Source organism: Alteribacter populi (genome assembly GCF_002352765.1).
Taxonomy (GTDB): Bacteria; Bacillota; Bacilli; order Bacillales; family Salisediminibacteriaceae; genus Alteribacter; species Alteribacter populi.
In genome coordinates this window covers 1,149,766-1,170,854 of record NZ_KZ293963.1, presented here as the reverse complement: position 1 = coordinate 1,170,854, position 21,089 = coordinate 1,149,766, and the positions used below count along the sequence as shown (strand labels likewise).

Annotated in this window: 19 protein-coding genes; 16 read left to right on the top strand and 3 right to left on the bottom strand. The window is 40.5% G+C overall.

The genetic code is table 11. From position 1 onward, the window contains the following. The first annotated feature begins 270 nt into the window (after positions 1–270). Both pyc and CDZ94_RS05685 read left to right on the top strand, forming a co-directional pair. Positions 271–3,717: a pyruvate carboxylase gene (gene pyc, locus CDZ94_RS05690; RefSeq protein ID WP_096435548.1), complete on the top strand. Its 3,447-nt coding sequence runs from the start codon at positions 271–273 to the stop codon at positions 3,715–3,717. Positions 3,718–3,860: 143 nt separating this feature from the next. Further along, the gene (locus CDZ94_RS05685) at positions 3,861–4,307 is read left to right on the top strand and encodes a Dps family protein (RefSeq protein ID WP_096435547.1); all 447 of its coding nucleotides are present in this window, start codon (positions 3,861–3,863) and stop codon (positions 4,305–4,307) included. Between the two features lie 58 nt (positions 4,308–4,365). Here the strand turns inward: CDZ94_RS05685 and CDZ94_RS05680 are convergent, their stop codons facing one another. Beyond that, positions 4,366–5,268 (bottom strand): COX15/CtaA family protein, encoded by a 903-nt coding sequence (locus CDZ94_RS05680; RefSeq protein ID WP_321196078.1) that lies wholly within the window; start codon positions 5,266–5,268, stop codon positions 4,366–4,368. 620 nt (positions 5,269–5,888) lie between these two features. Between CDZ94_RS05680 and cyoE the strand changes: the two genes are divergently transcribed. The 6 genes from cyoE (at position 5,889) to CDZ94_RS05650 (ending at position 11,442) form a co-directional block, all read left to right on the top strand. Next, complete coding sequence (gene cyoE, locus CDZ94_RS05675; protein ID WP_096435545.1) at positions 5,889–6,827, top strand: heme o synthase; 939 nt, start codon at positions 5,889–5,891, stop codon at positions 6,825–6,827. A 128-nt stretch (positions 6,828–6,955) separates the two neighbouring features. Next, the gene (gene coxB / locus CDZ94_RS05670; protein WP_096435544.1) at positions 6,956–7,984 is read left to right on the top strand and encodes a cytochrome c oxidase subunit II; all 1,029 of its coding nucleotides are present in this window, start codon (positions 6,956–6,958) and stop codon (positions 7,982–7,984) included. Then, positions 7,977–9,836 carry a cytochrome c oxidase subunit I gene (gene ctaD / locus CDZ94_RS05665; protein WP_096435543.1) on the top strand — a complete coding sequence of 620 codons (1,860 nt, stop codon included), beginning with the start codon at positions 7,977–7,979 and terminating at the stop codon, positions 9,834–9,836. Before coxB ends, ctaD begins: the two co-directional genes overlap by 8 nt. A gap of 1 nt (position 9,837) precedes the next feature. Beyond that, complete coding sequence (locus CDZ94_RS05660; RefSeq protein WP_096435542.1) at positions 9,838–10,464, top strand: cytochrome (ubi)quinol oxidase subunit III; 627 nt, start codon at positions 9,838–9,840, stop codon at positions 10,462–10,464. Between the two features lie 4 nt (positions 10,465–10,468). Continuing rightward, entirely contained in the window at positions 10,469–10,816 is a 348-nt protein-coding gene (locus CDZ94_RS05655; protein WP_096435541.1) for a cytochrome C oxidase subunit IV family protein, read from the top strand. A 167-nt stretch (positions 10,817–10,983) separates the two neighbouring features. Then, positions 10,984–11,442: a DUF420 domain-containing protein gene (locus tag CDZ94_RS05650; RefSeq protein WP_096435540.1), complete on the top strand. Its 459-nt coding sequence runs from the start codon at positions 10,984–10,986 to the stop codon at positions 11,440–11,442. Between the two features lie 133 nt (positions 11,443–11,575). Here the strand turns inward: CDZ94_RS05650 and ytvI are convergent, their stop codons facing one another. Then, positions 11,576–12,634: a sporulation integral membrane protein YtvI gene (gene ytvI / locus CDZ94_RS05645; RefSeq protein ID WP_096435539.1), complete on the bottom strand. Its 1,059-nt coding sequence runs from the start codon at positions 12,632–12,634 to the stop codon at positions 11,576–11,578. Between the two features lie 112 nt (positions 12,635–12,746). Between ytvI and CDZ94_RS05640 the strand changes: the two genes are divergently transcribed. Beyond that, a complete protein-coding gene (locus tag CDZ94_RS05640; protein ID WP_096435538.1) occupies positions 12,747–13,121 on the top strand; it encodes an Asp23/Gls24 family envelope stress response protein in 375 nt (124 codons plus the stop codon). Between the two features lie 31 nt (positions 13,122–13,152). Here CDZ94_RS05640 and CDZ94_RS05635 read toward each other — a convergent pair whose 3' ends face one another. Next, positions 13,153–13,509 (bottom strand): YugN family protein, encoded by a 357-nt coding sequence (locus tag CDZ94_RS05635; RefSeq protein ID WP_096435537.1) that lies wholly within the window; start codon positions 13,507–13,509, stop codon positions 13,153–13,155. A gap of 193 nt (positions 13,510–13,702) precedes the next feature. Between CDZ94_RS05635 and CDZ94_RS05630 the strand changes: the two genes are divergently transcribed. The 7 genes from CDZ94_RS05630 to uvsE all read left to right on the top strand — a co-directional run bounded on the left by CDZ94_RS05630 (position 13,703) and on the right by uvsE (position 21,068). Next, the gene (locus CDZ94_RS05630) at positions 13,703–14,131 is read left to right on the top strand and encodes a CBS domain-containing protein (RefSeq protein ID WP_096435536.1); all 429 of its coding nucleotides are present in this window, start codon (positions 13,703–13,705) and stop codon (positions 14,129–14,131) included. A gap of 266 nt (positions 14,132–14,397) precedes the next feature. Then, the gene (locus CDZ94_RS05625; protein WP_198546696.1) at positions 14,398–15,522 is read left to right on the top strand and encodes a CAP domain-containing protein; all 1,125 of its coding nucleotides are present in this window, start codon (positions 14,398–14,400) and stop codon (positions 15,520–15,522) included. Between the two features lie 170 nt (positions 15,523–15,692). Further along, positions 15,693–16,112: a YlbD family protein gene (locus tag CDZ94_RS05620; RefSeq protein WP_157811960.1), complete on the top strand. Its 420-nt coding sequence runs from the start codon at positions 15,693–15,695 to the stop codon at positions 16,110–16,112. Between the two features lie 20 nt (positions 16,113–16,132). Beyond that, positions 16,133–16,372 (top strand): YlbE-like family protein, encoded by a 240-nt coding sequence (locus tag CDZ94_RS05615; RefSeq protein ID WP_096435533.1) that lies wholly within the window; start codon positions 16,133–16,135, stop codon positions 16,370–16,372. Positions 16,373–16,846: 474 nt separating this feature from the next. Continuing rightward, a complete protein-coding gene (locus CDZ94_RS05610) occupies positions 16,847–18,487 on the top strand; it encodes a DNA repair helicase XPB (RefSeq protein WP_232735821.1) in 1,641 nt (546 codons plus the stop codon). Next, positions 18,484–20,112 carry a hypothetical protein gene (locus tag CDZ94_RS05605; protein WP_096435531.1) on the top strand — a complete coding sequence of 543 codons (1,629 nt, stop codon included), beginning with the start codon at positions 18,484–18,486 and terminating at the stop codon, positions 20,110–20,112. Before CDZ94_RS05610 ends, CDZ94_RS05605 begins: the two co-directional genes overlap by 4 nt. Beyond that, on the top strand, positions 20,109–21,068 hold the full coding sequence (uvsE, locus tag CDZ94_RS05600; RefSeq protein WP_096435530.1) for a UV DNA damage repair endonuclease UvsE: 960 nt from the start codon (positions 20,109–20,111) through the stop codon (positions 21,066–21,068). The genes CDZ94_RS05605 and uvsE overlap by 4 nt, the downstream gene beginning before the upstream one ends. Positions 21,069–21,089: the final 21 nt, after the last annotated feature.

Genomic DNA, 21,089 nt, shown 5'->3' with positions numbered 1-21,089 from the left:
ATTTAATATGGTTTTGCGGCAAAAAACAACAATATTTACGAAAACAATTATATTAAACGGAAGGGAAATAGCATTTTTTGTAGAATGAACTTATTTAGAGCTTTTTTTGTGTATACAAAAAGGGCAACGGTTTTAGCGTTCGTTAACAGCTGGTATCGATTCTAAACCGTGAATTAAATCAGGATAGGTTATGAATCCTTGTTTTTTCACACACTACATACAAATCGACCACCGGTTAATCAAGATGACATTTAGAGGAGGTTACATAGTATGGACCGATTACAAAACATAAAAAAGGTGTTAGTCGCAAACCGCGGGGAAATAGCGATTCGAATTTTCCGTGCATGTACTGAATTAAATATCCGCACAGTGGCGATTTATTCAAAAGAGGATACAGGCTCTTTTCATCGTTACAAAGCCGACGAAGCTTATCTCGTAGGGGAAGGTAAAAAGCCGATTGATGCTTATCTTGATATTGAAGGGATTATTGAGATCGCTAAACGAAATGACATCGATGCGATTCATCCGGGCTATGGATTCTTATCTGAAAACATACACTTCGCCCAGCGGTGTAAGGATGAAGGCATTATTTTTATTGGACCGGACACGGAACATTTAAGAATGTTTGGGGACAAAGTACAAGCAAGACAAACAGCTATTGATGCAAAGATTCCTGTTATCCCCGGGACTGACGGACCTGTTAGTGGGCTGAGTGAAGTGGAGACATTTGCTGAAAACCACGGATTTCCGCTAATGATTAAAGCTTCTCTTGGAGGCGGTGGTCGTGGAATGCGGATCGTTCGTTCGATTGAAGATTTGCAGGAAGCTTATGAACGTGCCCGCTCAGAAGCAAAAGCTGCTTTTGGCAGTGATGAAATGTATGTTGAAAAATTTGTTGAAAAACCAAAGCATATTGAAGTACAAATATTTGGAGATCACGAAGGGAACTTGGTTCATTTGTATGAGCGGGATTGCTCTGTACAAAGACGTCATCAAAAAGTAGTAGAGGTTGCCCCAAGCGTGGCTTTAAGCACTGAGCTCCGAGAACGCATATGTGAATCAGCTCTCCAGCTGATGAAAAATATTAACTATTTAAATGCAGGAACAGTAGAATTTCTCGTTACTGATGACGGTGAGTTTTTCTTTATTGAAGTCAACCCACGTGTCCAAGTAGAACATACAATTACTGAAATGATTACAGGCATCGATATTGTTCAGTCTCAAATCCTTATTGCAGACGGAAAATCACTGCATTCAAAAGAAGTAGGAATTCCTAAGCAGGAAGATATTTATACTCATGGCTTTGCGATTCAATCTCGTGTTACAACAGAAGATCCGACTAATGACTTTATGCCGGATACAGGTAAGATTATGGCTTACCGTACCGGAGGCGGGTTTGGTGTCCGTCTTGATGCAGGCAACGGATTCCAAGGCGCTGTGATTTCACCACACTACGACTCTCTTTTAGTTAAGCTTTCGACATGGGCGTTAAGCTTTGAGGATGCGGCGCATAAAATGGTGCGTAACTTAAAAGAATTCCGGATTCGTGGAATTAAAACGAATATTGCTTTTCTTGAAAATGTTGTTCTTCATTCGAAATTTGTAAATGGTAAATATGATACGTCGTTTATCGATCAAACGCCTGAGTTGTTTGTATTTCCGAAACGAAAAGACCGTGGTACGAAAATGCTTAGCTACATCGGGTATACAACTGTGAATGGGTATCCAGGAATAGGGAAGAAGAAAAAGCCTATTTTTGATCGTCCACGGATTCCAAAAGTAGACTTACTCGAGCCGATACCGAATGGAACAAGACAGATTTTAGAAGAAAAAGGAGCAGAAGGTGTTGCAGAGTGGGTAAAAGAAAACCGTGAAGTGCTGCTTACGGACACGACATTCCGTGATGCCCATCAATCCCTTCTAGCTACACGTTTACGGACGAATGACTTAAAACATATAGCTGAACCAACGGCGCGATTATTACCGAACTTATTTTCAATGGAAATGTGGGGCGGCGCCACGTTTGATGTTTCGATGCGCTTTTTACATGAAGATCCATGGAAGAGATTGCTCTTACTACGTGAAAAAGCCCCTAATGTATTGTTTCAAATGCTATTACGTGCTTCGAACGCGGTCGGGTATAAAAATTATCCCGATAATGTTATTGACGAATTCGTTGAAACGTCAGCCCATGCCGGGATCGATGTGTTCCGAATTTTTGATAGCTTAAATTGGGTTGAAGGAATGCGTCCGGCCATTCAGGCAGTGCGTGACTCAGGAAAAATTGCTGAAGCAAGTATGTGTTATACAGGTGACATTCTCGATCGTAACCGTCAAAAATATGACTTAAACTATTACGTGAATTTAGCAAAAGAGCTTGAAGCATCAGGTGCTCATATTTTAGGTATTAAAGATATGGCAGGACTTCTTAAGCCAAATGCAGCGTATGATCTGATTTCGGCGTTGAAAGAAAACATTGATATTCCAATCCACCTTCATACTCACGATACGAGTGGAAACGGTATTTTTACTTATTCTAAAGCAATTGATGCCGGAGTGGATATCGTTGACACGGCCGTGAGTTCTATGGCTGGACTTACTAGTCAACCAAGCATGAATAGCTTATACCATGCGCTGTCTGGTCATGAACGTAAACCTCATGTGGAAATTAAAAAAGCAGAAGCATTGAATGGCTATTGGGAAGACATTCGCCATTATTATCAAGACTTTGAAAGTGGAATGATATCGCCGCACTCGGAGATTTACGCTCATGAAATGCCAGGTGGACAATACAGTAATTTACAACAGCAAGCTAAGGCGGTTGGTCTTGGGGATCGCTGGGATGAAGTAAAAGAAATGTATAGACGTGTAAATGATATGTTTGGTGATATTGTAAAGGTGACACCTTCGTCCAAAGTTGTTGGTGATATGGCTTTATTTATGGTTCAAAATGATCTTTCAGAGACAGATGTTTATGAGAAAGGCGAGAACATTGATTTTCCGGATTCCGTTATTGAACTGTTTGAGGGTTATTTAGGACAGCCTTATCAAGGATTCCCTGAGGATCTGCAAAAAGTCATTCTTAAAAACCGTAAATCGATAACTGTTCGCCCAGGAGAGTTGCTCGAGCCGGTGAATTTTGAAGAACTGCGTGATTCGCTTTATCATAAACTTGGTCGCCAAGTTACGAGTCATGACACTATTTCTTACGCTTTGTATCCAAAAGTATATATGGATAATGAAACGTTCATGGAGCAATATGGAGATATATCAGTCCTTGATACACCGACCTTTTTCTATGGCTTGCGGATGGGAGAAGAAATTGAAATTGAAATCGAGCATGGGAAAACGTTGATCGTCAAGCTTGTTTCAATTGGGGAGCCACAAAAAGACGGAACCCGCGTCATTTATTTCGAACTGAACGGACAGCCTCGTGAAGTTTATGTGAAAGATGAAAGCATTGAATCTGAAGTTAAGCTAAAACTGAAAGCTGATAAAAATAACGACCGTCATATCGGAGCCTCAATGCCCGGTACCGTCATAAAAGCGCTTGTAGAACAAGGCGACAAGGTGAAGAAAGGTGACCACCTCATCATTACAGAATCGATGAAAATGGAAACCACTGTCCAAGCTCCTTACGACGGAACCGTTGCCAGTATCCATGTGACGAATGAAGAATCCATCCAAGCAGGAGACTTACTCATTGAATTTGAATAAAGGTCAACGCCAAAGGGCGGTCTTTGCCCTTTGGCGTTGACCTGAAGCAATGAGCGAAGCCATTGCAAATAAATTCCGGTTTAATATTTCTATACGCAGGGAATTATCTATGTAGATACTTAAAAAGGGAGATGATCTTTGCGATGGCACATGAAAAACAAACAGAAATTTTGAACCGTCATGTATCAAACTTTAACGTCCTTTTTGTCAAACTACATAATTACCACTGGTTTGTAAAAGGACCGAACTTCTTTAGCTTACATGAAAAATTTGAAGAGCTATACAATGAAATGGCAGAGCACATTGATGAATTAGCTGAACGTCTGATCGGACTAAAAGGAGTCCCTTTGGCAACCCTGAAAGAATACCTTGAGACTACAACCCTACAAGAAGCGCAGGGCGAAAAGTCAGCAGGCGAGATGGTGCAAGTGACTGCAAATGACTTCAGTACAGTGATCGAAGAGTTAAAAGCGGATATAGAAACTTTAGAAGAAGAAGTAGGAGACGAAGCGACAGCTGACATGCTTATTGCAATAAGACAGTCTTTTGAAAAGCACAACTGGATGTTTCAATCCTATCTTGAACAATAAAAGAGATTAGTAAAGGGTCTGTCTCGACATCGAGACAGACCCTTTGTTTTATATTTTATTATTTTTTGCGGGATGAAATGATAGCACCATAGCTTAATACAGCGAACAAAAGACTGACAAATAAAGCGTGGAAAAGAGTTGCCCAAAGTGTGAATCCTGTAAAAATGACCACAGCACCGCTTAGCACTTGGATCGTAACCAATATCAGGGATAATGCACCGATTGTCACTAACACTTTTTCGTTCCGGTAATTTCTGAAGAGTTGAATAAACAAAATCACAATAACGAAAAATAAGAGACCAGCAACAACGCGGTGGCCAAATTGAATGGCTACCGTCCCTTCCAGTGGCGGGATGAGTTGTCCATTACAAAGCGGCCACCCCGTACAAGCTCCACTGGCACCAGTGTGCTTTACAAAGGCTCCGGTATAGACAACTGCGTATAAATAAGCGAGCGTAAAGTATAAATATTTCCTCATTCTAGAGCTAATATTAGGAACGAATACTCCGCCCTTGTTATCAGCTTCAAAAGCAAGTACAGCAATTAATACTACACTGGCAAACGATACAAGTGAAAAACCAAAATGAAGAGCCATGACTGCATCTGATTGACCCCAAGCTACAGCTGCTGCTCCTAATAAACCTTGGAAAATAATAGCGAAAATAGCAAGAACCGCAAGAAATTTCGTTTCCCTTACATGCCCGATTTTCCGCCAAGCCCAAATGGATAAAATAATAACGACAATTCCCATTAAGCCTGAAACGATACGGTGGGTATATTCAATGAGCGTTGCGATCGTAGGTGTTTCTGGAAGTACTTGACCATAACAAAGAGGCCAAGATGTGCCACATGCATCCCCAGACCCCGTTTGAGTAACTAACGCTCCTTGAAGTAACACGACAAGCATGCCTAGCGAAGCGAAGATACTAAAAACTTTTAAACCTTTATTCAACGTGTTCACCGGCTTTCTAAAAAGATAAGAATTTATAAGAGGACAGCTACCTTCACGCCGCTCGTCTCAAGGGTAAAGCATCCTTGAGACTTTAATACATGCGGCGGAAGCTAACGCTGTTTTTAATAAAAGACCGCTATGCGGTTTTTCTTATTAATAAAGGGTTATGATAATATGAAATTCTAAACGTACTGTTTTAATATATGTGTCGCCCTTCATTCTATGGAGAAACAAGGCAGTTGTCAATTTCTCAACAATTATCTCATAGTTTACAGCGGTACGATTTAATTTGTACATTTGTTCATTGATTTGTAACAAATTCAAAGAAAACACTCCTCCATAGTGAAATAGTTATCTTATTAAGCTTTGAATGTGATAGAATATGGTTTGGAACTTATGCGTAATCCCTATAATGAGATGAAAAAGACTTCGTCATCATATATAATGTGAGATGTAGGTCTGATTTTGTTTGTATTTGAAATTTGGTGTCTTAATTTTATACTTGAAAAAGTTCAAGAAATTAATCTTTTTTAAATTTAGGACTTCCATGTTCGTAAACAAACGATTAGACTTGTATGGGGATAAAATTCGACATATGTATATTCATTCGACATAGGGGGGTGAAAGAGATGAACAAATCAAATGCCATTTCATCAACAGAAGTGATACGTAATGAAGAAAATCAGGCTGGTGTAAATAAGCAAGCTACATGGCGGTCGTATATGGCCCTTACGAAAACTGGAATTGTAAAGTCCAACATGATCACGATGTTTGCCGGCCTATTTCTAGCAGCTCACTATACACAGACATCCCTTGCCACACAGCCACTTATTGTTATTTTAGCACTGTTAGGTTCTGCCCTGACCATCGCTGGTGGATGTGCATTAAACAACTATGTTGATAGAGATATTGACTATAAAATGATTAGGACGGAAGAAAGACCATCTGTAACCGGAGAATTAGGGGGATCCCAAGTTCTGTGGTTTGGGTTAATTCTATCTGCTCTTGGAACAGGTATGCTTGCTGCTGTTAATATGACAGCTGCTGTAATTGGCTTATCTGGTCTCATTATTTATGTAGTGTTCTATTCGATGTGGACAAAGCGAACGACAACGTTAAATACGATTGTGGGTAGTTTTTCTGGAGCTGTTCCGCCACTGATTGGCTGGGCTGCGATAGATCCAGGGCTTCACCCTTACGCTTGGTCACTATTTTTAATTATGTTTGTCTGGCAAACACCTCACTTCCTTGCTTTGGCAATGAGGAGATGTGAGGAGTACCGAGCAGCAGGAATCCCGATGCTGCCAGTTGTAGCAGGATTTGAAGTAACAAAAAGACAAATTCTCGTTTATACTGCAGCGTTAATTCCCGTGTCCTTGACACTATATGGCTTTGGTGTCATTTATACGACAGTAGCCTTAGTTCTTGGAATTGGCTGGCTTGCACTTGGTTTTGCTGGTTATAAAAAGTATGATGATGACATCAAATGGGCAAAACACATGTTTATTTACTCATTGTATTATCTCATGATTTTGTTTGCCGTGATGGTCATTGTTCATATATTCTAAAAAGATGTTGTTCAAAAGGTACGGAAAAAAGTTGTCGATCTTCTTGGCACTTTTTATCCACCTTCTTGAACACGAACTAAAGAATTAAAAGACTCTAAGAAAAGACAGAAAGAGGGGTTTGTGACGCGATGAAGAATTTGTGGCGAGTGCTTCCATTTTCTTTTATTCTGCTATTTTTAGCCGGATGTGGTAAGCAAAACTTGTCTGCTTTGGATCCACAAGGACCTGTTGCAGACATGCAGTATTCCTTAATCAATCTCAGCTTATTGATTATGATTTTTGTCATCGTGGTTGTTGCGGCGATTTACATCTTTGTACTCGTACGTTTCAGAGAAAAACCAGGTGACAATCATATCCCTAAGCAGGTTGAAGGGAACAAAAATCTTGAAATAATTTGGACTGTCATTCCTGTATTACTGCTTCTTATCCTTGCTGTTCCGAACGTAATGGATACGTTTACACTAGCGGACACCGAACCGGAAGAGGATTCCATAGTGGTTAATGTAACTGGACACCAGTTCTGGTGGGAGTTTGAATATCCTGATTTAGAGATTAGTGCAGGGCAGGATATGTATATTCCAACAGATACAAAGGTTATCATTAACTTAGAAGCTTCTGATGTTATTCACTCATTTTGGGTTCCAGCGCTTGCAGGTAAGCAAGATAATGTACCTGGTATTGTAAATGACATGTGGTTCTTGGCAGAAGAAGAAGGGGTTTACCAAGGAAAGTGTACTGAGCTTTGTGGTGAAGGTCACTGGTTAATGGACTTTAAAGTCGTTGCAGTGGATCGCGATACTTTCGATACTTGGGCTGAAAATATGGCAGAACCTTCAAGTGAGCTTGTTGAGCCTACTTCTGCAGTTGCTACAGAAGGTCGTGAAGTATACGAACAAAACTGTTTAGCTTGTCACGCCGTTGGTGGTGAAGGTGGTAATCCACAAGGTGGACCTGACCTAACAAACTTTGGTGAACGTACAGTTATCGCAGGCTACTTGGATTACAATGATGAAAATCTTGAAGACTGGATTCGTCAGCCTGAAGAACTTAAACCAGGAAATGTCATGCCTGCATTTGATCATGACGATATAAATGACGATGAAATGGCTGCACTTATTGAATATTTGAACACATTAAAAGTATTAGATGATGAATAATGTCCACAAGGGGGTAAACAACGTGTCAAATGCGAAAGCACAAAAAAGCGTGCTTTGGGATTGGCTGACAACCGTTGACCATAAAAAAATCGGTATTCTTTACTTAGTTGCCGGCGGTTTCTTCTTCGCCCTTGGTGGGCTTGAAGCCGTTCTTATGCGGATTCAGCTAATGTTTCCTGAAGCTTCATTCGTACCTGCACAGACGTTTAATGAATTATTAACGATGCACGGTACAACGATGATTTTCCTTGCGGCTATGCCGTTATTGTTCGGTTTTATGAACTTTATCGTCCCACTACAAATAGGTGCCCGGGACGTTGCCTTTCCATTTTTAAATTCACTTGGTTTTTGGCTTTTCGCCTTCGGGGGGATTTTACTTAACTTGAGCTGGTTCTTTGGAGGAGCACCTGATGCTGGTTGGACAGCTTATGTACCACTATCATCCAGTGAATATGCGGGAACCGGTATAGATTACTATGTGTTAGGTCTGCAAATTAGTGGTGCTGGTACACTGATTGCCGGGATAAATTTCTTGGTTACGGTTATTAACATGCGTGCACCAGGGATGAGTATGATGCGTATGCCACTCTTTACATGGAGCAGTTTCGTGGCGTCAGCACTAATTCTCTTCGCTTTCCCAGCACTAACAATCGGTTTATTGCTACTTATGCTTGAACGTTTGTTTGGCGGTAATTTCTTTGTTGTAGAACTTGGCGGGAACGTCGTTATCTGGCAGCATTTATTCTGGATATTCGGACATCCGGAAGTTTATATTTTAATTTTACCGGCATTCGGTATTTTCTCTGAAATTCTAGCAACATTCTCTAAGAAACGCCTTTTCGGTTACTCAGCAATGGTATTTGCAACGCTGATTATTGGTTTCTTAGGGTTCATGGTATGGGCTCACCACATGTTTACAGTAGGTATGGGTCCTGTTGCGAATGCGATTTTCGCTGTTGCAACGATGGCCATTGCCGTACCAACAGGTATTAAAATCTTTAACTGGCTCTTCACACTTTGGGGTGGACGGATTCAGTTTACGACCGCAAACTTATTTGCCTTAGGTTTCATTCCATCGTTCGTAATGGGTGGGGTGACAGGCATTATGCTTGCAACAAGTGCAGCGAACTACCAGTTCCATGATACGTACTTTGTTGTTGCTCACTTCCACTACGTTATTATCGGTGGGGTAGTACTCGGTTTGTTTGGTGGTGCTTTCTACTGGTGGCCAAAAATGTTTGGTTACAAATTAAACGAACCGTTAGGAAAATGGTTCTTTTGGTTATTCCTATTTGGTTTCCATTTAACCTTCTTTGTACAACACTTTGTTGGCTTAATGGGAATGCCACGACGTGTAGCATCTTTCCTTCCGGGTCAAGGTTTAGACAGTTTAAACTTTGTAAGTTCATTAGGTGCATTTCTTATGTCGATTGCGTTTATCCTGTTCTTAGTCAACGTCGTCGTTTCTGTTAAAAACAAAGCAGAAGCTGACCCTTGGGATGGACGTACGCTTGAGTGGGCTATTCCAACTCCGGTACCTGAGTATAACTTTGCTCAAACACCACTTGTACGCGAATTGGACCCGCTATGGTATGAAAAGCAACACGGTAACGGCAAGCTAAAAGCAGCAGAGCCGTTAGATGATATTCACATGCCAAATGGATCGATCTTACCGGTCGTAATGTCAATCGGATTGTTTGTCGCTTCATTCGGATTGATTTATCACACACACGTGATTACGATTCTCGGGTTAGCGATTACATTTGGAGCGATGTTCGTGCGTTCTATTAAAGAAGACCATGGATATCATATTCATAAAGAAGATATTAAAAAAGATGAGGAGGTCGGGTAAGATGGCACATGCAGAAGAAGTGAAACATGATCAAACCCTTCCTCCAAACCCGGAAACAGCCACACTAGAAGGGAAAAATAAATTTCTAGGATTCTGGTTTTTCTTAGGAGGAGAAACAGTATTATTCGGAAGCCTGTTCGGGACCTATTTAGGTCTTCGAAACGGGGTTGCGGATGGACCTACACCTGCTGAATTGTTCCACCTTGATCTCGTTTTCATTATGACCATGCTTCTTTTAACGAGTTCATTAACGAGTGTATTTGCGATGATTGCCATGAAAAAAGGTAATTTTAAAGGGTTAATGCTCTGGATGTGGGTAACAGTAATACTAGGTCTAGGATTCTTAGGTTTTGAAATTTACGAATTTGTGATCTATGTTAATCAGTATGAACTAGGATTTACGACGAGCGCCTTTTCTTCTGCATTCTACACACTTGTAGGAACACACGGGGCTCACGTAACGTTCGGTATTTTGTGGATCATTACCCTGCTTATTCGCTATAGAAAAGCAGGAATTACCCTAACGAACGCGCCTAAGTTTTATGTAGCATCTCTATACTGGCATTTTATCGATGTTGTTTGGGTATTCATCTTTACCGTAGTTTACTTGATGGGAATAGGAGGTTAAGTTAATGGGACAACATGCTGATCCAAGTGCTCCATTACAGGGGGAGCCTTCGAAAAATACTCGTAGAAAGTTAGCAAAAGAAATGAGATATCAAACGATCTCATTTGTGTTTATGATCTTTTTAACTTCTCTTGCCTTTCTTACAATTGCAAGTGATACGATTCCGTCTGGTTTTGCTATACCTTTCATTTTGATTATCGCAACAGTACAAGTCGTTATGCAGCTGTATTATTTCATGCATTTGAATGAAAAAGGTACAGGTTGGGCAAACGTCATGCTGTGGACAGGAGTGTTTGTTGCAGCTTTAACTATAGCTACGTTAATGCTATTGATTGGTGTTATAAAATTCTAGAGAAAAGAAGTTAATTGCGTGTCTAGAAATTTAGAGGCCCCTGCAGATGCAGGGGCCTTTCATAAGCGCAAGAATTCAACAAATTGTCAAAAACTATGACCATTTTCTAAGAAAACTTGGTTAAAATGGAGTAGAGACATGTTTGAAAATAGGAAGGTGGTTCGACAGTGGCAACCTTTTTGCCTTTCATTAGCACAATCTTTATTGCTGCTAGTGGTGTGTTTGTCGCCATAGGGTGGTATTTAATTGCGAAGCGTAAAATCGAAGCGCATAAAAAAGCTATGTTTTGGGCGGCTGTATTAGCAAGTGTATTTTTCATTACTTACCTTTCAAAAACATTTTTTATCGGAAGCACAGCTTTTGGTGGTCCTGATGAAATACGGGTCTATTATACAATCTTTTTGTTATTTCATATTGTATTAGCGACTATAGCTGCCGTTCTTGGAATTTGGTCTTTGATTACGGGGTATAAAAATAAACTATCAGTTCATCGTCGGCTCGGGCCGATAACGTCTGTAATATGGTTTATCTCCGCAAGTTCAGGAGTTGTTGTCTATCTTTTGCTTTATGTTATTTATCCACCAGGAGAGACGACAAACATTTGGCGGGCGATTTTAGGATTATAAAAAATGCAAGAGGGTTTCTCAAGGTTCGTTCTTTAACCTTGAGAAACCCTCTTTTTTAGAGTTAAGTATAATGCCTTGCGCTTTCTTGAAAGTTAGGGTTTATAAGCGGACAGTTATCTTAACGCCGCTTTTCTTATACTTTAAAATTCATTTTAATAATGCCTGCTTCTTTTGCGCTCGTAAACAGGATGACAACGAGTGGTCCGAGAATAAAGCCAAGAATACCGATGAGCTGTAGACCAATATAAAGCGAGATCAATGTAGCTAAAGGTGACAGCCCGATATGATGTCCCATCACTTTAGGTTCAACAACACGGCGGATCGTAAGGAGTACCGCTGCTAAGATCAGTAGTTTTACAGCCAGAACGGTGTCTCCGGCCACCAAGTGATAGCCTGCCCATGGAGCAAGTACGGCGATCGAACCGATAATTGGAATAAAATCGATAACCCAGATGATAATTGACATAATAAGCGCAACCTCAGGGGCTATGAATAATAATCCGATAAAGGTAACAACAAAAATAATGATACTTACTAAAAATTGTGCTTTAAAAAATCCAAAAATGACGTATGACAATCTTGAACTCATAAATCGAACTTTTTCAGCTGTTTTTTCCGTCATATATGAAAACATTTTAGCTTTAAGTCTAGGTAGCTCCATAAGGAACAAATAGAGCGCAATTAAATAAACAAGTAATGAAACGAGATATGACGGAATTTGGATGACAAAACCTGTGACGTGATTAATTAAATTCAATTGTTCAAAATAGCTTCTAAAGTTATCAAGACTGCCCGTAACTTGGCGGTCAAGTTCAGAGACTAATTCGGGTGAAAGTTCACCAAGCTGTGCATTCATATTATCTTGAAAATTCATCCATGCAAAATTTATTTCGTTAATGGTTCTAGGTAAGCTTTCAACAAATTGATTGACTTGTGTGATCGCTTTTGTAGTAAGGATGTATGTGGACAAACTGATGATACATAAAAATGTCATAAAGACAACAAACACTGCAAGATTACGCTTAAGCTTTGCACGTTTTTGCAGCGCTGATACTGCCGGAGTCAAGAATAACGCTGTGATCAGGGCGACGATTAATGGAACTGAAACCGGCAAAATGAAGTAGAAAGTAAGCGCTGCAACGAGTATGCCAATGCCGATATATAAATATTTTCTATAGTTTTTTGTTGTCAACGTCAAACCCCTTTCTGACTGCAAACGCTCTACCTATTGATGTTAGTAAAACGGGTTGGTGGCAGTCAAAAATGAACCGTGTTTTACGAGATGAATTAAAGGAGTGAAGCTAATGAGAAAGAATGTGTATGTTCAAATTGAAAAAGAAAATACAGGTCACCTGTCGATTTCGTTACAAGCTTTCCGAGAATGTATTTATTACATTTTTGAAAGCTTTCGTTTAAATAATTCAAACATACGATTAGCATCAGAAGATCAAAGCTGGAAAGATCCTTTAACCTCTATTAAACTTCACATTTGTAAAGAAGAAAGAGAAAAGCTTTCGATCACAATGGCGGTCACGATAAGTAGTGGCATTCCCATCCATTCTTTGTGCCGAAAGCTGCAATTGTATATCGCTGAGCAATTAAGCGAACAAACCTCAGTTAACCTAAAAGAGATTAATATTCGAGTCATGTCCTATAAAGTTTCTGAGTTAAATGATTGAGCGCTTTTTAAAACGATCCGTTATGTATTGATTAGCGTGATTCGTTCGGTAGCTGCTCTTTTAAACTCTCTAGCTTTTTCTTTGACTTATCGACGATATGTTTTGGAAATTCTTCACCTTCGTACTCAACACCGTGTGGATAATAGTGTTTGCCCAATAGTGCCGTCATTATTTTTATTACGCTATGAGGCATTGGGACTTCTCCTTCTACTGCATATCCTTGAACTCGAAAATAGTACACATCATCACGTACTTGATCGACAAACTTATAGTCAAAGGTTACACGTTCATAATCATAGACATGAGTAAACCCTAATCCGTCCATAACTTCTTCTAATGCTTGAAATTCGACTTCCATGCCTTCAAGTTCTGTAGCTTCAAATTTCATCTTCCTTTACCTCCTACCAAATCTAATGTTCACTCCTTTTTATCATATTACGAATTGTATTCAGATGCAACGAAACGCTTGTTTTTTCCTGCTAAGATTCGTAACTTTGTAAAACTTGTTATGAATGAGGATGAATCTATATAAATTGGGTAGATTACCGTTTGAATAAAAATTCTGTGTGGGAGGAAAATCAGTGAAAAGATTAAAAGAGGTCATGACGACAAATGTAGAATACTGCACACCCGATGATAACCTTTTTGAAGCAGCAATAAAAATGAAGAGATTAAATGTTGGGGCCATTCCTGTTTGTGAGGATGAACATTTATTGGGCATGCTTACCGATCGGGATATTGTTCTTAGAGGTGTTGCTGAAAAACGCCCGAATTCTTCTTCTGTAAAAAAGGTTATGAGTGATCACCTCGTAACAGGTGACCCGGGGATGGATGTGGACCGAGCTGCACAATTAATGGCTGAAAAGCAGATTCGCAGGCTGCCGATCGTGGATAACGGCAAGTTAGTCGGAATTGTTTCTCTTGGAGACTTAGCTGTCCATACATCCACTGAAGATGAGGCAGGGTTTGCTCTTTCAGAGATCTCAGAACAACCCGAAATTCACCATTAAAGAAATGGGAACAGGGTATTCAAAAGGGACGCCCTTTTGAATGCTCTTTTTTTATACTTTAAGAAATTTTTACTTCTCTAAAGGAATAAAATATAAGATTAGTTTTTTTTAGTAGGCTGTTTGCGTAAAGTTTGTTGCTTTTTGATCGTTTTTTCAAAGCTGTCCCTTATTGTCAAATGATTAAAAGTTTTGTAACGTTAGGGCAAGAAACAGGGATTGTGAACGAAAAGAGAGAAGAAAGCTTCAGAAAAGCGAGAGGAGAAGCTATGCGTATAATCATAAAAGCTCTAATTATAGGATTTTGTTTTTCAATAATTGCCTTTATTTTTCTATTAGACGAGCATGAACAAGAAGAATTATTAGAAGAAATACCGATAGTCGGTGAAGGAAATCACTCGGTAGATGAGTACGAGCACCACGAAGCGAACGAGGAGGATGAAACAGAACGGGAAAACGAGCAGGCGGAACCGGAAGAAGTCGTTTCAAATATTGAAGAAGAAACAGACGAGCAAAAAAATAGCTATCACTATTTTCTTGGAAAAGGTGAGAGTGAGCTTTTAGCTGCTTATGGAGACCCCGTTCGCAAAGATCAGACTCCATATGGCTATGAATGGTATGTGTGGAATGAAGGTGACTTGCATTTTCAGGCCGGCATTGAAGATGGAAAAGTAGTTACTTTATACACGAATGAGCCAGCCTCTGAGACGAGCCCTTTTGAAATTGGGTCCCCTTTTGAAAAAGTAGCTGAAGAATGGGAATTAGCTGAAAGTGTTTCTTTTACGAACGGCTATAACTCTTATGAATTTAATTTATCGAAGGATGAAGTGGAGACTCGTCCGTTAGTGGAGTTAGAGGAAGGTTGGGCACAATTATACTTTGATACCTTTGATGAGACGCTATCTTCCGTACGTTATCTCGACAAGGAAACGTTATTAAAACATCAGCCCTACAACCTTGTTTATCGTGGGAGCTTACCTGAGCAAAGCGAACTTTCACCAGAGGAATGGGAAGAGGTTGAACGTGGGATGGCAAGGCAAGTTTTTGATTTGACGAATACGATAAGGGAAAGGCATAACCTTCCTTTGTTGGAGTGGGACGATGAAACGGCACACGTAGCGTTTTTTCATAGTAAGGATATGCAGGAAAACAACTATTTTTCCCATACTTCGCCAAGCCAGGGTGAATTAAGAGATCGTTTGCAAGCCGAGGAGATTCAGTTTCGAATGGCCGCTGAGAACATAGCAGCCAAATACTCCGATGCAGCAGCAGCTGTTGAAGGCTGGTTAAATAGTGAAGGGCATCGGGTAAATTTGTTAAACGATGAATTTACTCACATCGGTGTCGGCGTTTATCGGGACTTTTATACGCAAAACTTTCTAATTCCGTGGTAGAAAGGTTGTCCCAAAAGGCTTTTGAGTGGTTATCTCATGTGGGCGTTAATCTTTTGAAACACCTTATGAAAATGGGCGCACACCTCCTTGGGCTATTCATTAAATAGTAATAAGGAAATAGGTTATGTTCTAGTTAATCACTTAGGTTTTTTATTAGGGGGGTGAGTGCGTTGGGAGGTTTACATCCTAACGTTCAAAGGTTTAAAGCTTTTGTTAAGGAGAATCCTTATGTCTTAAGAGAAGTGAAATCAAGTGACAAAACGTTGCAGGACCTTTATGAGGAATGGGTGTTATTTGGTGAAGATGATCCAATTTGGCAGTCGTACAGAGAAGGGGGGGCATCAGAAAATCAACAAGAAGCGCCTCAAGAAGAGGCCCAATCGTCCACAGCTAAAGCTGATACCGATTCATCAAATATTATAAACATGATAAAATCAATGAATTTTAATGATTTACAGCAACAGCTGGCACAATTCAATGGTGCACTTACATCGATTCAAGATTTACTAGGTACCTTCCGGCAAGGGTCAGGGAGCTCTTCATCTTCTCCACCTACATCATCCTCCCCATTTTCTTATAGAGAAGACTAGCATCGTAAGGAGGAGCCAGTGTGAGAGTTGAAGTGATGCAACAAGTCCGTTCTCAACCGGAACTATGGAGGTACTTAAGGCTCCATCCAAAGTGGTATCGGACGCTGTCTCGAAACCCTGGGGCTTTAGTGGAAATGGAAAAAGAGGCGAAAGTTTTTTATGGGAAGACCTTTCCCCAGCGTATGGACCGCTTGCAAAATAATATGAACCTTGCCGTCATGTTAGTTGACATGGTGAGGCAAATGGGACAGCAGCCTTAACGGTCAAATAGCCGTTAAGGCTTTTTAAGTATAAAGAGTCTTTTTAGAGGCTGCTGAATAAGTAGCATACGCCTGCGTGGCAAGAGGATATGCTCTTTCTCATGGAGAGAATCTGCAAAGAAATAACTCTCCTTTTGCCAAGGCTCTTTTCTAAAAGATTGTTGCTATTTGCTTTTTGAGCTTTGAAAAAGCGCTCAAAAAGCAACAAACTTTACGAAAAAAACCATGCACCTGATTTTGAGATACACATGAGATAGCCAAGGGGTGCTGCTGCAATGGCGGAGACGCCAGCAGGAAAAGCAACATGTCTGCGACGAGGTTTTGAGTTCTAGAGTTAGAGTTAAATCCCTATTTACGCTCAGGATAAAGAGTGCATAATTTCCTGTCATTGGCAAAAAATTAGAGTGAGATGTGTGGTCATTCAGCCCAAGAATTTATTTGAAAAATACGATGTGTAGGATGTGTTTATTTGTGATGCAGCGACGCCCTCTTCTCATTCAGCAAGATCGATTTATATACGCGGACACGACTCATGAAGAATATGGGATCGTGCGTCCAATTTTACAAGATATTGCCGATTTAATAAAAACACCTTCCACGACGCACATTTATCAAGTGTCCGAGCAGTCAATTTGGTATGCCTGTGAACAAGGGATTGAATTTCATCAAATTAAAACCTTCTTTGAACAATTTGGGAAATTGAGTCCTCCAAAACCGTTGTTAGATTGGATGGAACAGCAATTTTACCGCTTTGGATTAGTAGAGATCATCCAAGATAATTCAGGACAGTTTTGCTTACGCTCAAAAGAAAAAGGTCTGATCGGTCAAATTTTAAAAAACCACGATTATCGCCAGTGCCCAGTGGAAGAGGGAGAAGGGGTATTCATTGATGAATCGGAACGAGGATGGATCAAAGCTCAATTTATGGCATTCGATTATCCAGTTAGAGATCAAGGCGGATATGAAGAAGGTACACCTCTTCCTATTGAAACACTCCCGGCAATGAAGCTGAGATCTTATCAAAAAGAAGCTGTTGAAGCACTTTTAAAAAGAAAGCAAACAGATGGAGGAAATGGCGTGATTATTCTGCCATGCGGCGCGGGCAAAACGATTGTCGGTCTTGCATTAATGGCAGAGCTGAAACAAGAAGTTTTAATATTGACCCCTAATGATACCTCTCTCCGCCAGTGGGCGCGGGAGCTAATGGATAAAACAACGATCGACAGCTCAAAGGTTGGTTTTTATTCGTCGACGAAAAAAGAACTTGCGCCAGTTACGATTGCCACCTATCAAATGTTGACGCACCGAAACGCTAAGACGAAGAAATTTTCACACCTTCCAACCTTCCAAAGTCGGAAGTGGGGGCTGGTGATCTATGATGAAGTTCATCTTCTTCCTGCACCATTGTTTCGGTTTGCAGCGAGCTTGCAAAGTGTAAGGCGCGTGGGGCTAACAGCCACGTGTGTAAGGGAAGATAAAAAGGAAAAAGAAATTTTTAGTCTGATTGGACCAAAACGATATGAAATTGGAATCCAAAGTCTCGAAAGACATGGCTGGCTCGCGCATCCAGTTTGTAAGGAAATTAAAGTTCCCTTTGATGAACACAAGGCTCGTCATTACTGGGAAAGTTCGAAACGGGATCAGTTCCGAATAGCAAGTGAAAACCCGAAAAAGCTTGATGTTGTTGAAGAACTGTTAAAAAAGCATAAACGTGAAAAAATTCTCATCATCGGACAGTACATAGACCAGCTTGAACAGGTGGCGAAGAGATTTTCCTACCCGCTTATAACGGGACAAACGCCAAAGGAACAAAGAGAAGTCTTATTTGAGCAATTTCGCAACTCAAAAATTTCAACGTTAATTTTAAGCAGAGTGGCGAATCTTGCTCTTGATTTACCGGATGCGCAAGTAGGAATTCAACTTTCAGGTACATTCGGCTCCAGACAAGAAGAGGCGCAGCGAATTGGTCGGTTGTTACGTCCATCGCAACAAGCTTCGGTTCATTTTTACTCTCTCGTAACACCTTTTACGAAAGAACAAGAACGGGCAATGAATCGACAGCTTTTCATGGTGGAGCAAGGGTATGAGTACGAATCAGAGGAGTGGAGTTCATGAATTTACAAGCATTACGTGGATTGCTGACAAGTGAACAAGAACGTCATGTAAATGAAACGCGTCTGGAGAAGGGGTTGCCAGCTTTGTTTATTGACGAAGAAGCAGACCGTCATAATGGGGCAAGGGAGATTTTAAAAAAGATCGGACGAAGGCAGCAAAAAATGCTCGACGAGATCATGATGAGGCCGGTTGATTCAAGAGATTCTTTTCCTCCATTACAAACGTCACTTTTCGATCAACAAGCTCTTCAACGTTTAAGAGATACAGGCGTTGTATTTTCGTTATCAGATGGTGAGAAAGAAACATGGTTCATACCACGAGAATGGGAAACGGCTTTTTATCAAGTCCGTGAAAAAAAAGCAGTAACTCATTGTTCGGAACAATCAGGGCTATTTTTTTGGACAAGTTTGGCGGCATTGCAGCAGTACTTTATAGGAAACAAAAACCTTTCCAAAGAGGATCGATTTATTGTAAACGTCCTTCGCAGAACGGGTTGGGTAATAGATGGAAATTGGCAAGTGAGGCAGTTTGAAAAGTGGCTCTCCTATCGATTTGATGATTTTTTAGAAATGATGATCGAAGCTTTGTTTGAATCAGAACGAGCTGACGTGCGAGGCTGCATCAAAGACCTCATTCACGGATGTTATGTGCCGATGAAGACATTGACTGAAAAAGGAGTAACATCAGCCGCTCTTGAGAGTTTCGTAGACCGCGGCGTACTAATCAAGGAAGGTGGAAAAATCAGATTGTCGTTTGCTCTCGATCGTCTTTACTATGACCGGGCATCTACCATTATCGACTTGGGGAATTTTGAATGGATCATCCCGCAATCAATAGATGTCCGATTAATCTGGGAAGTTTTAAAATGGGGAGATCTCGACTGGAATAAAGATTCCTTTGAAACGGGAGTCGCCCATGTCATTTTTACAAAAGAATCTGTTCAACGAGCGGTTGATTCAGGGGAGTCTCTTGATGATTTTTTTGAGACGTTTTATTCTGTTTTTATTGATCTCGACCGTTACCGCTCGCAATTTGAACAATGGCAATTAGAAAATGAGCCGATAAAGGAAAACGAGACCTATACGTACTTCAGTATTCTGGACTCGGCTGTAGAACCTATTTGCTTGAAGACGTTGTCTCGGGAAAACATTCCATACATATCGGCAGCAGGTGGCGTTTTTGTCAAGGAACAAGAAGTGAACCGGGCGAGAAAAGTTTTTGAAAGTAGCGGATTTTTAAAGAAACAACTTGCTGAGAAGAGCAGCGAAGAGAAGATTCCGATCAAAAAATGGAAGATTGAAGATGGAGCAAACCGATCCCATCCGTACTCGGCGGAAATAGATTTGTTACCGCGACAATGGTTTTCCATGTTAGGTTATTCAGAAAAAATGGTGCTTAAAATCATTCGTCAAGCGCTTTCGTTACATCTCCCGCTCCGGTTTAAAGTAGCGGGCGAAGAAAAGTCAATTTTTGCAGAAATAGAGCGCCTTTGTGTAACGGGAGAAGCTTGTCCTTATTTTCTAACAAAGGATAACCAAAGCTATTACGTTGAAAGACTCGTTGCCATCAGTATCGTACACCCTGATGAAATAGAATTATATCTAAGAGAAGAGGGGCTTTCATGATCGTTCGATTTGGCTACGTAGCGATGAGTACTATGCTCGAAAACGCTTCTCCATCACATACGATGACGGCCACCCAATTTGAAAAACTGGAAGACCGTGAAGCGGGTCTAAGAAAGCTATTACGCATTGGCGAACAAAACCTCGGAAACTGTATGAGGTTACTTAAACATAACTTAGCCTATGATATCTCCTTTTTCAGACTCTCATCAAAACTCGTCCCACTGGTGAACCATCCGCTTACTGAAGGTTGGAGATGGGATCGCGAACTTCTGCCTGTTTTACGTGAAGCGGGAGAATTGATCAACGTACATGGTATGAGAGTTGATTTTCATCCTGACCACTTTGTTGTATTAAATACTGGTGATCATGCTATCTTTAAACGGTCTTTAAACACACTCCTATATCACTATAAGCTTTTAAAAGGTATGGGTCAGTCAACTAGACACAGGTGTGTGCTTCATATCGGCGGAAAAAAACAAGGGGTTGAAACAGGGCTTGAAACGTTCATTGAAAGATTTCAGGAGATTCCAACATCATTAAGTCAGATGCTTATGGTCGAAAATGACGACAAAAATTATACAATAAACGATGCGTTGTACTTAGGAGAAAAACTTGAAATTCCTATCGTTTTTGACTTGCACCACCATGATGTCCACGGTCAAACAGAAATTGCTGACTTTTGGGGTCGTGTTGTTCAGACGTGGGAAACGAGTGCTTTGCCCATGAAAATGCATATTTCCAGTCCGAAAGCAGCGCCCTTAGATAGGAATCACGCTGATTATATTGATGCCAACCGTTTTTTGCGATTTCTAAAAGAAGTGAACGGAAGTGTCAAACAGCTTGATGTAATGATTGAAGCGAAGCAAAAGGATGCTGCTTTAGTTCAATTAATGACCGATCTGGAAAAAGACATGGGCATTAAAAGGCACAATCAATCAACCATTGAACTTCCCTAGCTTGTTCATGTTATAATGATT

Bases quoted from the DNA above. Each gene is read 5' to 3' on its own strand.
- pyc (WP_096435548.1), top strand. From the start codon at position 271: ATGGACCGATTACAAAACATAAAAAAGGTGTTAGTCGCAAACCGCGGG.
- CDZ94_RS05685 (WP_096435547.1), top strand. From the start codon at position 3,861: ATGGCACATGAAAAACAAACAGAAATTTTGAACCGTCATGTATCAAAC.
- cyoE (WP_096435545.1), top strand. From the start codon at position 5,889: ATGAACAAATCAAATGCCATTTCATCAACAGAAGTGATACGTAATGAA.
- coxB (WP_096435544.1), top strand. From the start codon at position 6,956: ATGAAGAATTTGTGGCGAGTGCTTCCATTTTCTTTTATTCTGCTATTT.
- ctaD (WP_096435543.1), top strand. From the start codon at position 7,977: ATGAATAATGTCCACAAGGGGGTAAACAACGTGTCAAATGCGAAAGCA.
- CDZ94_RS05660 (WP_096435542.1), top strand. From the start codon at position 9,838: ATGGCACATGCAGAAGAAGTGAAACATGATCAAACCCTTCCTCCAAAC.
- CDZ94_RS05655 (WP_096435541.1), top strand. From the start codon at position 10,469: ATGGGACAACATGCTGATCCAAGTGCTCCATTACAGGGGGAGCCTTCG.
- CDZ94_RS05640 (WP_096435538.1), top strand. From the start codon at position 12,747: ATGAGAAAGAATGTGTATGTTCAAATTGAAAAAGAAAATACAGGTCAC.
- CDZ94_RS05635 (WP_096435537.1), bottom strand. From the start codon at position 13,509: ATGAAATTTGAAGCTACAGAACTTGAAGGCATGGAAGTCGAATTTCAA.
- CDZ94_RS05625 (WP_198546696.1), top strand. From the start codon at position 14,398: ATGCGTATAATCATAAAAGCTCTAATTATAGGATTTTGTTTTTCAATA.
- CDZ94_RS05610 (WP_232735821.1), top strand. From the start codon at position 16,847: ATGCAGCGACGCCCTCTTCTCATTCAGCAAGATCGATTTATATACGCG.
- CDZ94_RS05605 (WP_096435531.1), top strand. From the start codon at position 18,484: ATGAATTTACAAGCATTACGTGGATTGCTGACAAGTGAACAAGAACGT.
- uvsE (WP_096435530.1), top strand. From the start codon at position 20,109: ATGATCGTTCGATTTGGCTACGTAGCGATGAGTACTATGCTCGAAAAC.